Origin of the sequence: Streptomyces sp. NPDC006197 (genome assembly GCF_040613865.1) — a bacterium.
In the GTDB taxonomy this organism is placed as follows: Bacteria; Actinomycetota; Actinomycetes; order Streptomycetales; family Streptomycetaceae; genus Streptomyces.
Window position 1 is genome coordinate 1 of the sequence record NZ_JBEXSZ010000105.1, and the last position, 12,441, is coordinate 12,441.

At 71.5% G+C, this 12,441-nt stretch carries 17 protein-coding genes and 1 pseudogene; 7 read left to right on the top strand and 11 right to left on the bottom strand.

The window, feature by feature from the left end:
- Positions 1-91: 91 nt before the first annotated feature.
- The 5 genes and pseudogenes from ABZ318_RS27495 to ABZ318_RS27515 all read right to left on the bottom strand — a co-directional run bounded on the left by ABZ318_RS27495 (position 92) and on the right by ABZ318_RS27515 (position 3,221).
- A complete protein-coding gene (locus tag ABZ318_RS27495; RefSeq protein WP_356905162.1) occupies positions 92-361 on the bottom strand; it encodes a hypothetical protein in 270 nt (89 codons plus the stop codon).
- Positions 362-458: 97 nt separating this feature from the next.
- Positions 459-1,303: pseudogene (locus ABZ318_RS27500) on the bottom strand (IS5 family transposase).
- A 111-nt stretch (positions 1,304-1,414) separates the two neighbouring features.
- Entirely contained in the window at positions 1,415-1,687 is a 273-nt protein-coding gene (locus tag ABZ318_RS27505) for a hypothetical protein (protein ID WP_356905163.1), read from the bottom strand.
- Positions 1,688-1,749: 62 nt separating this feature from the next.
- A complete protein-coding gene (locus ABZ318_RS27510; RefSeq protein ID WP_356905192.1) occupies positions 1,750-2,649 on the bottom strand; it encodes a zf-HC2 domain-containing protein in 900 nt (299 codons plus the stop codon).
- Positions 2,650-2,654: 5 nt separating this feature from the next.
- Positions 2,655-3,221 carry a sigma-70 family RNA polymerase sigma factor gene (locus ABZ318_RS27515; protein WP_356905164.1) on the bottom strand — a complete coding sequence of 189 codons (567 nt, stop codon included), beginning with the start codon at positions 3,219-3,221 and terminating at the stop codon, positions 2,655-2,657.
- 199 nt (positions 3,222-3,420) lie between these two features.
- Between ABZ318_RS27515 and ABZ318_RS27520 the strand changes: the two genes are divergently transcribed.
- The 4 genes from ABZ318_RS27520 (at position 3,421) to ABZ318_RS27535 (ending at position 6,396) form a co-directional block, all read left to right on the top strand.
- Positions 3,421-3,942, top strand: coding sequence for a copper-binding protein (locus tag ABZ318_RS27520; protein ID WP_356905165.1), 522 nt, complete (start codon positions 3,421-3,423; stop codon positions 3,940-3,942).
- A complete protein-coding gene (locus ABZ318_RS27525) occupies positions 3,932-4,363 on the top strand; it encodes a hypothetical protein (RefSeq protein WP_356905166.1) in 432 nt (143 codons plus the stop codon). Before ABZ318_RS27520 ends, ABZ318_RS27525 begins: the two co-directional genes overlap by 11 nt.
- 131 nt (positions 4,364-4,494) lie before the next feature.
- Entirely contained in the window at positions 4,495-4,974 is a 480-nt protein-coding gene (locus ABZ318_RS27530) for a hypothetical protein (protein ID WP_356905167.1), read from the top strand.
- Between the two features lie 186 nt (positions 4,975-5,160).
- A complete protein-coding gene (locus ABZ318_RS27535) occupies positions 5,161-6,396 on the top strand; it encodes a hypothetical protein (RefSeq protein WP_356905168.1) in 1,236 nt (411 codons plus the stop codon).
- 109 nt (positions 6,397-6,505) lie between these two features.
- On the opposite strand, the gene ABZ318_RS27540 is transcribed toward ABZ318_RS27535, so the two are convergent.
- The 3 genes from ABZ318_RS27540 to ABZ318_RS27550 all read right to left on the bottom strand — a co-directional run bounded on the left by ABZ318_RS27540 (position 6,506) and on the right by ABZ318_RS27550 (position 8,481).
- Entirely contained in the window at positions 6,506-6,727 is a 222-nt protein-coding gene (locus ABZ318_RS27540; protein WP_356905169.1) for a helix-turn-helix transcriptional regulator, read from the bottom strand.
- The gene (locus tag ABZ318_RS27545) at positions 6,727-7,212 is read right to left on the bottom strand and encodes a DUF2975 domain-containing protein (protein WP_356905170.1); all 486 of its coding nucleotides are present in this window, start codon (positions 7,210-7,212) and stop codon (positions 6,727-6,729) included. Before ABZ318_RS27545 ends, ABZ318_RS27540 begins: the two co-directional genes overlap by 1 nt.
- 339 nt (positions 7,213-7,551) lie before the next feature.
- Positions 7,552-8,481 carry an oxygenase MpaB family protein gene (locus tag ABZ318_RS27550; RefSeq protein WP_356905171.1) on the bottom strand — a complete coding sequence of 310 codons (930 nt, stop codon included), beginning with the start codon at positions 8,479-8,481 and terminating at the stop codon, positions 7,552-7,554.
- A gap of 121 nt (positions 8,482-8,602) precedes the next feature.
- On the opposite strand from ABZ318_RS27550, the gene ABZ318_RS27555 reads away from it, so the two are divergent.
- The 3 genes from ABZ318_RS27555 (at position 8,603) to ABZ318_RS27565 (ending at position 10,488) form a co-directional block, all read left to right on the top strand.
- On the top strand, positions 8,603-8,761 hold the full coding sequence (locus ABZ318_RS27555) for a hypothetical protein (RefSeq protein ID WP_356905172.1): 159 nt from the start codon (positions 8,603-8,605) through the stop codon (positions 8,759-8,761).
- A 436-nt stretch (positions 8,762-9,197) separates the two neighbouring features.
- Positions 9,198-9,602, top strand: coding sequence for a hypothetical protein (locus ABZ318_RS27560; protein ID WP_356905173.1), 405 nt, complete (start codon positions 9,198-9,200; stop codon positions 9,600-9,602).
- A 121-nt stretch (positions 9,603-9,723) separates the two neighbouring features.
- A complete protein-coding gene (locus ABZ318_RS27565; RefSeq protein WP_356905174.1) occupies positions 9,724-10,488 on the top strand; it encodes a hypothetical protein in 765 nt (254 codons plus the stop codon).
- Here ABZ318_RS27565 and ABZ318_RS27570 read toward each other — a convergent pair.
- The 3 genes from ABZ318_RS27570 to ABZ318_RS27580 all read right to left on the bottom strand — a co-directional run bounded on the left by ABZ318_RS27570 (position 10,477) and on the right by ABZ318_RS27580 (position 12,413).
- Positions 10,477-10,791, bottom strand: a complete 315-nt coding sequence (locus ABZ318_RS27570; RefSeq protein ID WP_356905175.1) for a hypothetical protein — start codon at positions 10,789-10,791, stop codon at positions 10,477-10,479. The two genes, ABZ318_RS27565 and ABZ318_RS27570, sit on opposite strands and share 12 nt — an antisense overlap.
- A 436-nt stretch (positions 10,792-11,227) precedes the next feature.
- Positions 11,228-11,731 (bottom strand): hypothetical protein, encoded by a 504-nt coding sequence (locus ABZ318_RS27575; RefSeq protein ID WP_356905176.1) that lies wholly within the window; start codon positions 11,729-11,731, stop codon positions 11,228-11,230.
- Between the two features lie 118 nt (positions 11,732-11,849).
- Complete coding sequence (locus tag ABZ318_RS27580) at positions 11,850-12,413, bottom strand: hypothetical protein (RefSeq protein WP_356905177.1); 564 nt, start codon at positions 12,411-12,413, stop codon at positions 11,850-11,852.
- Between the last annotated feature and the right edge of the window lie 28 nt (positions 12,414-12,441).

Genomic DNA, 12,441 nt, shown 5'->3' on the forward strand with positions numbered 1-12,441 from the left:
GATCCACGGCCGGGAGTTCCTCTTCGCCACGAACGGCCCAACGAGCATCCAAGCTGACAGTCACACCATCAGTGGCTTCTGTTAGGACCTCTTAGGCGGCATCCCACTCTGCTTGCAGCCAGCTGAGTTGCGCCTTGCTGAGCGGAGGCTCAAAGCCTTCGGGGAACATGAGTGTGAGCGGCTGCGACCACATGCTTTCGGGCCCGTGCTCCTCACAGTGCAGAGCCACGAGATGCGGTCCGTCCCCGCAAGTCTCGCGCGCGTAGAAGCGGTCATGCGTCTGGCAGAAGTACGAGAACGCCGTGCAGTCGTCCTCGTCAGCCGGCTCGTAGAAACCGGGGTCCCGGACGATCAGTGTCACCGGTTCTTGACGGTTGAACTGGGGGATGGGCCGAGGATCGCACCAGAGCAGTCGAGGAGGAAGCACGCGATCATTCTGCGCCCAGGGCGGCCTCGAGTCAGCTTGCAGACCAGATGAAGATGCCCGCGAGATGGAGTGCCGCCAGGTAGATCACGGCCGTCTTGTCATACCGAGTGGCCAGTCCGCGCCACTGCTTGAGTCTGTTGATGCAGCGCTCGACCGTATTGCGCTGCTTGTAGGCGTCCCGGTCGAAGGCTGGTGGCCTGCCGCCTCGGCTGCCGCGGCGTTTGCGGTTGGCGGCCTGGTCAGCGGGCTGCGGGATCACAGCCCGGATCCCGCGCCGACGGAGGTAGGTCCGGATCGCGTGGGACGAATGGGCCTTGTCCGCCAGGACCATGACCGGCGTGATCCTGGGCCGGCCGAGCGGCCGAGGCACCCGTAAGCGGGCCATGACCTCGGGGAATGCAGGTGCGTCACCGGCCTGCCCGGGTGTAACGACGAACGCAAGCGGGCGGCAGCGGCCGTCCGCAGCGAGGTGGATCTTGGTAGTCAGCCCGCCGCGGGACCGGCCGAGGGCATGGTCGACCGGCTCGCCGGTTGGTGCCCCTTTTGATGAGCCCCAGCGGCGTGCTGGTGGGCTCGGACGACGGTGGAGTCGACCGCGACGACCCAGTCGAGATCACCTTCGGCGTCGGCCTGAGCGAGCAGAGTGGTGAAGACCTTCTCCCAGGTCCCGTCGGCGGCCCACTTTCGTAGCCGGTTATGGGCGCCTTTCCACGAGCCGAAGTGCTCGGGCAGGTCCATCCACGGCGTCCCGGTGCGGTACTTGAACGCGATCGCGTCGATCACCTGCCGGTGATCCCGTCACCGCCCACCCCGCTTCGGCGTCCTGTCCGGCAGCAACGGCTCAATGCGTGCCCACTGGGCGTCAGTCAACGACACAGCTCAACTAACGATCAGATGATCCGAAGGAAACGGCCTAGGGCCTGTCCTTCCCGGGCCGGTCCCGGTCGTCGCCCCGGGACCTGGTGTAACCCCCCCCCGAGAGGGCCGTCACCAGCGTTCGTACACGGAGAAGGGGTGCGGCTCCCCTCCCTCGCGGACCGCGATCACCAGGCCCTGGTAGGTGAGCACGTCCCTGACGGACCCGTTGCGGCCCACCACGTGGTCGCCGACGGCGTCGATCCTGGCCCGGGGGCGGCCGTCCGGTCCGAAGGCGAGGACGACGAACACGAGGACACCCGCGAGCAGTTGCCCCGGGATCGCGCCCGAGCCGAGGCGCGCGGTCCGGCGCACGCCGTCCGTTACGTTCGTTCGTGCCGCCACGCGATCCCACCCCTGGTCCGGCCCGAAAAACCAGCAGGGCATGCGGTCTTCGGCCGCCGACGTCATGCGGCCGCCCCGGCAGACGGCCTCCGACCGAGGCCGAGGAACCGGGCATCCGAGCCGGGCCCAGCCCTGTTCTTGGCCCCGCCCGACCCGTTCCCGCCCGACCCGTTCCCGGTCCCGCCCGTGTCCGTCCCGTCGGATCCGGTGAAACGGGCCGTCGCCAGGACCGTGCCGTCCGCGGCCACCAGGCGGGCGCCGCTCAGGGCGCCGGGGGCCAGGTCCACGGGGGCCGGGGCGCCCCAGTAGCCGTAACCGGCCTTCACGCGGAACGAGCCGAGCGGTACGGCGGACCCGTCGGCGCGCACCAGGAGGCACCGCACCGGGCCGTCGGCCGCCGCCCCGTCACCGAGGTCGACCGACATGTACACCCAGCCGTTCCCACCCGTGGCGTCCGCCGGGTGAGCGTAGATCCGGCCCACCTCCCGGCCGTTCCCGGCCCGGTCCGGGGAGACCAACGCCGCCTCCAGGACGTGCGGCGCCGGCGCCACCACCCGGGGCGCGCTCTCCACCGCGGTCCCCACCGCCCAGCCGCCGAAACCGAAGGCCAGGGCCGTGGCCACGCCCGCCGCCGCCATCCGGAAGCGACGCCCCCGCGGCCGGCCTCCCCGCATCCGGTGCCCGGCCGCCGCAGGGGCCGCGGGAGCGGGCGAGGGGGCGGGGCCGGGTGCGGGCGCGGACGCGGGGAGCGTCGCCCGTACCACCCGGCTCTCGAAACCCACCGGCGGCTCCGCCCCCGGCAGCAGCCCGAGCAGCCCGTCCCCGACCGCCGTCAGCCGCTCCACGTACGCCCGGCAGTCCGGGCAGCGGTCCAGATGGGCCACCGCCTCGGCCCGCTCGCGCGCGGGAAGGATCCCGAGCGCCAGCTCGGCGCCCTCCTCACGCAGCCGCTCGCAGTCCATGCCGCTCACCGCGTCTCCTCGCTCTCCAGGAGCACCCGCACCTTGATCGTCCCCGCCCGGATCCGGGTCTTCGCCGTCCCCAGCGGCACGCCCTCGAAGGCGGCGACCTCCCGCGCCGTCATCCCGTAGACCCCGGCCATCACCAGCGCCCGCGCCTGCTCCCGCGGCAGCGCCGCCACTGCCCGCCGGACCCGCTCGGCCGCGTCGTCGGCGAGCGCGCGCCGCTCCGGGGTCTCCGACACGATCCCGACCAGCGTCTCCAGGTCCTCCGGTGACACCGGGGTCGCGCGCCGCGCCCGCACCGCGTCGATCGCCAGGTTGTGCGCGATGGCCGTCAGCCAGGTCCGTACCGAGCCGCGCCGGCCGTCGTACACCTGGGCGTGCCGCCACGCCCGCTCGAAGGTCTGCTGGGCCACGTCCTCAGCGAGCCGCGGATCGCCGACCACGGCGACGGCCACGCCGTAGACGGCGCGCTGGAAGCGGCGTACGAACGCCACCGCGATCTCCGGATCACCCGTGGCGAGACCGGAGAGCAGTGCCTCGTCGGAAACCCGCTCCAGCGGAAGGCCCATGCGTCCCACACCCGTGGATACGTCCGACGCCCCCGAAGGGATCGCCTGCGCCCATTGTCCGCCCGGACCCGCAATCCCGGAGGAGCCCGGCGCCGTACCCCCTGTGGGGGAGCGAACCGGGGGACCGGACCGGGGCCGATCCGGACGACCGATCCGGACGACCGAGCCGGAAGGGAAGCCCCGTCAGGAGGACGGAACGATGACGGAACCACGTACCCGCGCACTGCTCGCCCTGTCGGCCACCGCGCTGGCCGGGGTCCTCGCGGCCTGCGGAAGCGGCGGTGGCGGTCCGAGCAGCGGCACCACCGCGCCACCCCCCGCCCAGAAGAGCACGGCACCCGGGGGCGCGACCCGGGTGACCACGGACCTGGCCGACTTCAGGATCACGCTGTCCCAGCGGACCTTCACGCCCGGCACGTACGCCTTCGTCGTGACGAACACCGGGAAGCACGACCACGCCCTGGAGGTCGAGGGACCGGACGGCGAGAACCGCTCCAGCACCGTCGCTCCGGGCGGGTCCACGACCCTGACGGTGACCCTGAAGGCGGGAAGGTACGAGATCTACTGCCCGGTCGACGGGCACAAGGACCTGGGGATGAAGACCGCGATCACGGTGGCCGGCGCCCCCGTCAACAAGCCCGGCACCGGCCCGGCCACGCCGGGCAGCCCGACGACTCCCACCACGCACGACTCTCCCACCTCTCCCGGCAATGGCTACTGACCCGACCCGCCGTGCCGCCGTGCTCGTGCTGCGGTCGGCCGCCGCGGGACTGACAGCGACGATGGGCGCCATCCACCTCGCCCTGTGGGCCGACGGCTACCGCGACCTGGCCACCATCGGCAGCCTGTTCCTGCTGAACGGCGTCCTCGGCTGCCTCCTCGCCGTGGCCCTCCTCCTCACCCCGTACCGCGGGCTCGCCCCGGTCGCCACGGTCACCGCGCTGTTCACGGCGGGCACCCTCGGCGCACTCTTCCTGAGCCTCACCACGGGCCTGTTCGGCTTCGAGGAATCGGTGGACGCGGAACTGGTCCGCCCCACCATCGCGGTCGAGGCGGCCGACGTCCTCGTCCTGACCACCTTGACGGTGGCCGTCCTCAGCCACGGCCATCGCCGACGGCATCCCGGCGGACATCGGGAATGAGCCACCGCACGAAGCCGCTCGATCGAATTCCAGGCAGAGGCGGTCGGTTGGAGGAAGGGAAACCCGACGAGAAGGGAGGGATAAGATCCTCGTTCGAACGAACGGGCCGTCACCGACCGGAAGGGTCCCTCATGCGACTGATCATCGATCCGCCGCGTGGCGTGGCGCCCGTCCGGCTGGGGATGACGCTCGACGAGACGGTCGCCGCGGTGTCGGTCTGGGGCGCGCCGAGGGTGTATCCGGCCGACGCGGTACGCGGCTTCGACCTGGTCTCCACCGAGTGCGACGGCATCGGATTCCAAGCGGTCCTCGAACGCGACCGCCGGGTGACCGCCGTCACGGTCTGGGGACCCGACGAGGACGAGGACCCGGCCGTCCAGGTCCTGCTGGACGGCCTCGACGTCTTCCGCACCCCCGCCGACGAGATCCTCGCGCACGCCACCCGGAAGGGCTGGCACGTGGACGACGACGACCCCCGCGCACCGTACGTTCCCGGAGTCACCCTCGCCTTCACGAGGGACACGTCCCAGGAGGTACCGCGGGACGGGAACGGTCTGCCGGTCCACTTCACATCGGTGCTCGTGGCCGACGAGACGTACCGGGAGAGATGACGACGTCATCGCCGACCTCGACTCCGACTGCAACGCCTACGCCTACGTCTCCTCCGTCGGCATCAGCGCCTGACGCGCCCTCCGGCGTACGGCGGCGCCCCCGGCGTGCGGTGGGACAGGCCCCGGAGGTGCGTTGACGTGCACCTGTAGGGTCTTCCGGGGAGAACGATCACGCAGGGGGAAGCGATGGACACGCCGACCGCGCAGGAGCAGGAACAGACGCACGAGCGATTCCGGGCCCGGCTGGCAGCGGCAGTGGGTGCCGAGGCCGCCGACCTCGACCGCGTCGCCGGGCAGGTCGCCCTCCAGCTCCACGAGAGCGGACAGGAACCGGACTTCGAGGTCAGGACCGCGGACTTCGCGACCGATCCTTTCTTCGTCTGCGCCGACCGCTACTGGCGGCAGCGCTTCGCCGACAGTCCGTCCCCGGACACCGCCTTGGCCTGCGCGCGCTGGATCGCCCTGCACACCACCGTCGGATGCCGCTCCGCCGTCCGCGAGCAGTGGACCCTCGGCAACGGCTTCATCAACCGGTCCCACGTGGAGACCCGCGAACAACTCGACGAGGCGGCCCGAAGTCTCGCCGGAGTCCCCGAGGCCGCCGACGCGGCCCTCACCCTCCTGCTCTACCACGCGGGAAAACTCCGCGCGAACTTCGCCTTCGACGACCTGAACGCCGTCCTCACCACCTCCGCCCTCGCCACCCTGGCAGGCCCCCGCCGCGAGGAGCCGGTGATCCTGGCCCTGCGCGCGTTCGCGGCGTTCGGGAGCCGCGCCCTGACCACCGAGCACGCCCGCGGCCTGCTGGAGCGGGCATGGGAGGCCGCGCACCGTTCGCGGCACGTGATGGACGTGTGCCTGAACGGGCTGGCGTTCTCCGTGCCCTTCGACGGCCAGGGCGAGCTCCTGCGCCGGCTCGCGCAGGAGGCCGTGGACGCCCACCCCGATAACCACATGTTCCGCTTCCGTCTCGCCACCGCCCACCATCTGTGCGCCGACCACGACGAGGCCTTGTCGCACGTCGATGCCGCACTGGCCCTGCTCGCCCACCACGGCACCTTCAGCCGCGAGTTGCTGATGGAGCAGTACCTCGTCAAGCGGGACGCCATCCAGGAAGCCCGGCTGCGGGCGGCACGCGAGGCGGAGCACGAGGCCCGTTGGCGGCGCCAGGAGGCCGCCAACGCCGACCTGGAGCGCGCCATGCACAGCTCCTCCGTACGGGCGGTCGAACTCGTCGCCGTGTTCACCTCGGCGATCGCCTTCGCCGTCGGCTCCCTCCAGGTCACCCTCAGCGGCACCCTGAAGCTGCGCGAGCGGCTGTGGCTGCTGACCGCCCTGGGCGCGGTGCTGGCCGTCTTCGCCCTGATCATCGTCGGAGGCACCTGGCTGATCACCCGCAGGCGCTCCCGCGGCGGGAACTAGGCAGGACCCATGCCGGGCGCGGCGGCGTCCTCGGCGTGCTGCGCTCGGCGGCGGCCTGGAGTCGAAGTGCTGCTGGCGTCAGGTGCTTCCGCGTCCGCCGCGGGACGCGTCATCCGTCCGTGGCGTCCTCGACCTCCCAGCGCAGCAGGTCGCCGGGCTGGCACTCCAGCACCTCGCAGAGCGCGGCGAGCGTCGCGAAGCGCACCGCCTTGGCGCGGCCGTTCTTGAGGACCGCCAGGTTGGCGGGGGTGATCCCCACGCGGTCCGCGAGCTCGCCCACGGACATCTTCCGCCTGGCCAGCATCACGTCGATGTCGACGGCGATCGGCATCAGATCACCTCGTCCAGCTCGGCCTGCATCTGTGTCGCCTCGACGTCGCGCGCGACGGCCTGGGCGAGCAGCATCCGCAGCAGCAGCACGATGAGCGCGACCCCCAGGATGGCCACGCCGATCCCGCCCATGATGACGGTGACGCCCGGGTCGTCCCGCTGGCCCGGCGCGTTGAGGGCCGTGACCGCGAACCACAGGAGGGCCGCCCCCACGATCGCGCCGATCACACCGTCCACGTACCGGAAGGCGGTGGGGGAGAACACGGTTCCGCGTCGCACCATCGTCACCAGCCGCCAGACGCAGACCAGGGCGACCTGGGCGGACACCATGCCCAGGATCGTGATCAGGCGCAGGGGAGTCAGCGGGAGCGACCCTTCCTCGGGGTCGGTGGCCAGCGCCCACACCATCGACGCCTGTACGAACACGGTGCCGGTGAGCACCACCACGAGCACGAAGCGCAGCGCACGCACGGTCAGCTTTCCCATGCCCCATCCTTCCATCGAGTTGCGATGGAAATCTATCGATTTTCGATAGGTGAGGCAAGGGTGGGGGCGGAGGACGGAAGACGGTTTCGCGCGGTACCGACCGCGCCGATGGGAACGACCGCACCCGAGGCGAGCGCGAGACGACGCGCCCGTTCTGCCGCGCGGCTCACGGAGTACACGACCGGCAAGCGGACGACGGCAAGGGACTTGGGGGAGGAGCGGGCGATACGGGAAAGCCCCCCGGTGCCGAAGGCTTCTCCCGGAACCAGCCGAGGCAGCGCATACGGGGCGGACGGGAACGTGACGACAGGCCCTGGGGCTGCCGGGCGTTCTTCCGGATCACCCCTGCGAACCGGACGAAGACGGCTCGTGCTGTCGGGAGCCGGCCCCGGGAGCCCGCGTCCGCCGGGGCGCCGAGGGCATGATCCAGCGGATCGCCGCGACAACGGCGCGTCCGCCGGGGCGGGCGAGCGGCAGCAGCAGGCGCGTGGCGTACGGCAGGTCGAGGCGGGCCCGCACCCACGGGGGCAGCAGCTCGACCGCCGCGGCCGCCAGGAAGGCGTAGGGCAGCCGCGCGGGCCAGGGCAGCGGAGGCCGGGAGAGCAGATAGCGCGCCGCGGCACGCGACTGCGCGGTGGCGCGCAGCTCCGGGCGGTAGTCCGCGAGCCGTGCCGTCAGTTCCGCAGTGCTCTCGGGCGGGTCCACGACCCCGAGCCGGCGCGCGACCCGGGCCATGTCGGCGACGTAGCCGTCCGCCGCCCGGGGATCCAGCGGATGCCTTCCGTACCGCTGGTGGGCCCTGAGGAAACAGGCGGTCTCGGCCGCGTGCACCCAGGCGAGCAGATGCGGATCGGAGGCCCTGTACGGCACGCCCTCCGGCGTCCGCCCCCGCACCGAGTCGTGCACCCGGCGCACCCGGAGCACCGCGCGCTCCGCGTCCTGCGCCGTACCGAACGTCGTGGTCGCCAGGAAGGTGCTGGTGCGCTGGAGCCGCCCCCAGGGGTCGCTCTCGAACCCGGAGTGCGCGGCGACCGCCGCCATCGCGACGGGGTGCAGCGACTGGAGGAGCAGCGCGGCGAGCCCGCCGACGTACATCGCCGCGTCCGTGTGCACGAGGCGCACCGGACGGTCGGGACCGAACCAGCGCGGTCCCGGCGTCCCGTGGATGCGGGCCCGCTTCTCGTGCGCGGTGGGGCCTGCGACCCGGTGCAGCAGCGCCTCACCGGCCCGCTCCCGCAGCTCGCCGAGACACGGTGGGGTCCAGAGCACCCCTCCAGTGTGCGCCAGGACCTCATGCGAGTGCCGCTGCCGCCCAGCAGGTCCTTCACGACACGGGCACGACGCGGGCGCCTGCGCACGCGCGGTCGCTTCCGTTCCGAGGAGAGAAGCCGTGGCCCGTGAAGAGACCAGGTCCCTCGGCGAGCTGCATGCGGACGCCGTGGCCGAGGTCGGCACCCTGACGGTCTACGCCGGCGGCGACATCCCGGAGCAGCAGGACTCGCGGTCGACGGATTCCGGCAGGCGTTCCCCGGCATCGGGATCAACATGACCGTCGACTACAGCAAGTGCCACGACGTCCGCATCGACCGGCAGCCGACGCCACGCTGTCCCTCTGCAAGCCGTCTCGACCGGCAGCCGACGCCGGAGGGGCAGTCCGCCGACCGGCACGGCTGGGGCGCGTACCGACGTCGCTCCCACCGGGCAGGGGATCCGGTACGTCCCCCACGCCCACCCCCGCGGGTTCGTCGACTTCATGGCCGACCGTGCCGCCGTAGAACGCCGGCGCCAGACCATGCTGCTCCACCTCGGCGAAGCCCCCGGAGCCCCCACCCCCGGCCGGCTCGGACTGTTCCCCAGCCGCCACGCCTGGACGACTCCGCCGTCCCGCCACCGCTGCGAGAAGACCGCCGTGAGCGTCCTCGACCCGGACTTTCCCGGCGGCCCCACGACCGAGGCGGCCCTGCGCTTCTGCCATTCTGCCTGTCATGTCCGCACGAAATCGAAGACTTCCCCGGCACCGTGCCTGGCCCCTGACCACCACCGACATCCACGAGTGCCTCGGACCTCACATGAGCCGCGTCAGGGACCTGGAGTTCCTCACGGGGCATGACAGCGGAACCATCGTTCTGGGAGCGGCCTGGGTCGCCCCGAACCCCCGTAACTACGGCCGCGGCATCCACCCGGACTCGGTCGGCTTCTCCATAGACGTCCACCCGGTCGACGCCACGGATCGTGCCGCCATCCGAGCTGTTCTCCGAGCGCAGGCCCTTCCGCAACTCCACGAATGGATCACGCGGGCGATCGCCGCCGACGAGACCTGGCAGTGGACCGACCATCGACGCTCCTGGCGATTGACCGACGGCCACCTCACGCACCACGACGAAGCGTGAGACCGGGGCGGCGGGCCCGTCGACGAGCCGCCGACGGCCTTGGCGAACCGCTCGGGCCTCGACACGGCGACCTCGAGGGCCGTCTCCTCGCCTGCCGGGCGAGGAGACGATGATCAGCGCGGTGCCGAACAGCACCCGCAGCGGCGGCTCTTCGGCGCCTACGACCTTCAGCAGAGCCGCGGCGGAGACCTTCGTGCCGCCGGACTTCGCCTCGTCGGCCGGCGCGTCCCGGTCCGGTGGTTGGCGGACGTGGACCGCGAGGACGAACCTCCCGCCGGCGGCCCTGGGCCGAGGCGGCACCGCCGGAGCCTGCCGCGGCCCGGCGACGTCGATACGACCACGATCCGGCGATCTTCCCGGCTCGTACCCCGTCCCCGGCACCTTCGTACCCGGCGTGGTGCCCGGCGCGGCGGCGGAACACATGCCTCCGGCACTCGCCGCCCTGCGATGGCACCTCGGCCCGTCCCCCGAGCGGCCGACGGAGCCTGACGAGGAGGAGTACGCGTATCCCGTGCTCGATCCGGCCCCGGGCAGCCGCCTGCCCGGAGGGGACTTCGCATCCCTGCGCCGTCAGTCCCGAGGCTTCACGGCCGTCGGTGAGCGCCACGCCTGGGGGCTGTCCAGCCGCACCCTCTGGCTCGACGACATGACGGGTGACCTCGTCACCGTCCTGGACCTGATCGCACCCCACGTCGCGGAAGCCGGCTACGGCGGGTACGTCCGCGAGGGCATGGACGGAACCTCACCTGCGCCTCCCCGCCTGTCCGGTCATTTTCCCACGGGGCAAGGCCGGACAGAAGGAGACGCCGGCGCGGCATACCGCTGTCCTGCGCCCCGGCCGGAGAGGGCGGTGGCCCTCTCCGGCCGGGATCCGCTAGCGGCTTGAAATGAACGTTTCTTCTTCGATCGTCTCGACGAAGGCGTCTTGACGGTGGAAGGGGAACGGCTCCCTGTCATCGCGCATCCGCTGATCCGAGGATCGGCGGGGAGCGGTCCAGATCGCCTCGAGCCCGAGGGGAGGATACGTTTCCTCGTGCACCCGCGCGGTGGGTGAGCTGGAACGTTTCTGCTCCACGGAGTGCTTCAGCGGCGTCGTGCGTTCGATCCCTTTGAGGCGCTGCTCGAAATCGGCCTGCAGTGCGTCCATGGTGTGGAGGAAGTCCTCGAGCGGAATGCTTCCTTCGTACATCTTCTCCTCGTTCCGTACATCGCCCCGCCCCGCGTCGCACCAGGGCGGGCGCCCGGATGGGGCCCCAGAAAGTCGTCAAATTCGAAATGAAACAGGACCACTCCTGTCGCACCTCGACCAACGATCCGAGTCGAAAAAGGGAATGCGGCATTCGGGTGATCGACTCCGCCGATGCGAACCGTGCACCGAACGACACCGAATGACCCTGCGGGGAAGGGCCCACACCCGAGGCTGAGCGAACCGCTCCGGCCGCCGGCAGGAGGCGTTCGAGTCCCTGACGGGCCGGATCGCGGGCCGGTTCGCCAGGGTCGAGTCCCGTCGGCGGACAAGGCGGTCGGTGCTCGGCCTGCTTCCGGCTTCCGCCCCGCGAGAACTGCCGGACCGTCACCGAGTGGCCAGGGAGACCGACCACCCCGCTCGAACGCCGGTAAGCAGCTCAGGCCGCAGCCGACGAAGCGTGGATCCGGCTGACGGCGCGCAGGATCTCGTCCCGGTTCTTCGCTCGCTTGATCCATACCGGAAGGCGCGCCACCAGAGTCATCTTCTGCCCGGTGTCGTACCAGGGCGCTCGTTCCCGCAGCGACGCCTGGACGAAACGGTGGATCAGGTCGAGATGTTCGAGGTTGTACGCCCACAGCCAGCCGTGCCGGGTCTCCACCTGGAGCCACAGCGGCATGCCGAAGTACGGATCCGTCGCGGGGCGAGCCGTGCCATGGGAGAGCTCGACAAGACGGCCGCTCCACACCCGTGACAGTCCGCAGCCACGGCAGACCAGACGTCGTGGCCTGCACAACGCCCGGCCCCCGGGGGCGGGATCTTCCTCGGGCGCCGGAATGACACGAGCGGCCTCCGCGCAGCCGGGGCATCGCACCACGATCGAGTCGATGAAGTCGTATGCGGTGCTGCGCGGATCCCGGAACCGGCCGGAGAGTGAAGCCATGCGGTGAGTATGCGACTGCCCCGGGGCTCAGCGCATCCGGATTCGAACGCCCATGCCCGGGCCGCCACACCGACTGGGCGAGCCGCCACGTCACTCGAGGGCCGATTCCCGGACGGTGTCAGCCCTGGGACGCTCCGAGGGTCTGGTCGGCCGTCGCGAAGCAGTGCCGCGTCGACTCCGGTGCTTCGTGGAGGGAGTCGAAGTACGCCGTGTCCGCCGTTCCGTTGAGCACCGCCAGCAGGAAGGCCGAGCACCCCGTGTCGTGGTGCTCCCACAACGGTCCGCGCCCCTCGTTGTAGAGCACGGTCCATTCGTCGGGCTGCTGACCGGGCCGCGCCAGCCAGTACAGGAACGCCCCCGTGCCCTCCTCGAAGGCCCACGGTACGACCCTCGCCCCCGCCTCCAGCAGTTCGGCGGGCTTCGCCTCGAACTCCCACAGGCGGGTCAGGATCTCGGCTCGTTCCGTCGCCTGCGCGTGCAGGTCGCAGTCGTCGTAGGCGGAGCCGGGGACGAGCAGCCAGATCGTGTCGTCGAAGACGCCGTCGCCGTACGTGTCGACGAGCTGTTTGTAGTCGGTGGGCAGAGCCGTACCCAGGGAGCGTTCGGCCCGCTCCCAGTCCACCCCGGGCGGCGGATCGGCGGGCGGCGGGCAGAGGCGGACGAGGGCGTCGAGGACGGACATGGGACGAACGCTACGGGAAACCCCAGCG

What these genes read in the sequence shown, in the direction of transcription:
- ABZ318_RS27510 (WP_356905192.1), bottom strand. Translation starts at nt 2,649, where the DNA reads ATGGACTGCGAGCGGCTGCGTGAGGAGGGCGCCGAGCTGGCGCTCGGG.
- ABZ318_RS27530 (WP_356905167.1), top strand. Translation starts at nt 4,495, where the DNA reads ATGCGACTGATCATCGATCCGCCGCGTGGCGTGGCGCCCGTCCGGCTG.
- ABZ318_RS27540 (WP_356905169.1), bottom strand. Translation starts at nt 6,727, where the DNA reads ATGCCGATCGCCGTCGACATCGACGTGATGCTGGCCAGGCGGAAGATG.
- ABZ318_RS27580 (WP_356905177.1), bottom strand. Translation starts at nt 12,413, where the DNA reads ATGTCCGTCCTCGACGCCCTCGTCCGCCTCTGCCCGCCGCCCGCCGAT.
- ABZ318_RS27525 (WP_356905166.1), top strand. Translation starts at nt 3,932, where the DNA reads ATGGCTACTGACCCGACCCGCCGTGCCGCCGTGCTCGTGCTGCGGTCG.
- ABZ318_RS27570 (WP_356905175.1), bottom strand. Translation starts at nt 10,791, where the DNA reads ATGTACGAAGGAAGCATTCCGCTCGAGGACTTCCTCCACACCATGGAC.
- ABZ318_RS27560 (WP_356905173.1), top strand. Translation starts at nt 9,198, where the DNA reads ATGTCCGCACGAAATCGAAGACTTCCCCGGCACCGTGCCTGGCCCCTG.
- ABZ318_RS27520 (WP_356905165.1), top strand. Translation starts at nt 3,421, where the DNA reads ATGACGGAACCACGTACCCGCGCACTGCTCGCCCTGTCGGCCACCGCG.
- ABZ318_RS27545 (WP_356905170.1), bottom strand. Translation starts at nt 7,212, where the DNA reads ATGGGAAAGCTGACCGTGCGTGCGCTGCGCTTCGTGCTCGTGGTGGTG.
- ABZ318_RS27515 (WP_356905164.1), bottom strand. Translation starts at nt 3,221, where the DNA reads ATGGGCCTTCCGCTGGAGCGGGTTTCCGACGAGGCACTGCTCTCCGGT.
- ABZ318_RS27535 (WP_356905168.1), top strand. Translation starts at nt 5,161, where the DNA reads ATGGACACGCCGACCGCGCAGGAGCAGGAACAGACGCACGAGCGATTC.
- ABZ318_RS27575 (WP_356905176.1), bottom strand. Translation starts at nt 11,731, where the DNA reads ATGGCTTCACTCTCCGGCCGGTTCCGGGATCCGCGCAGCACCGCATAC.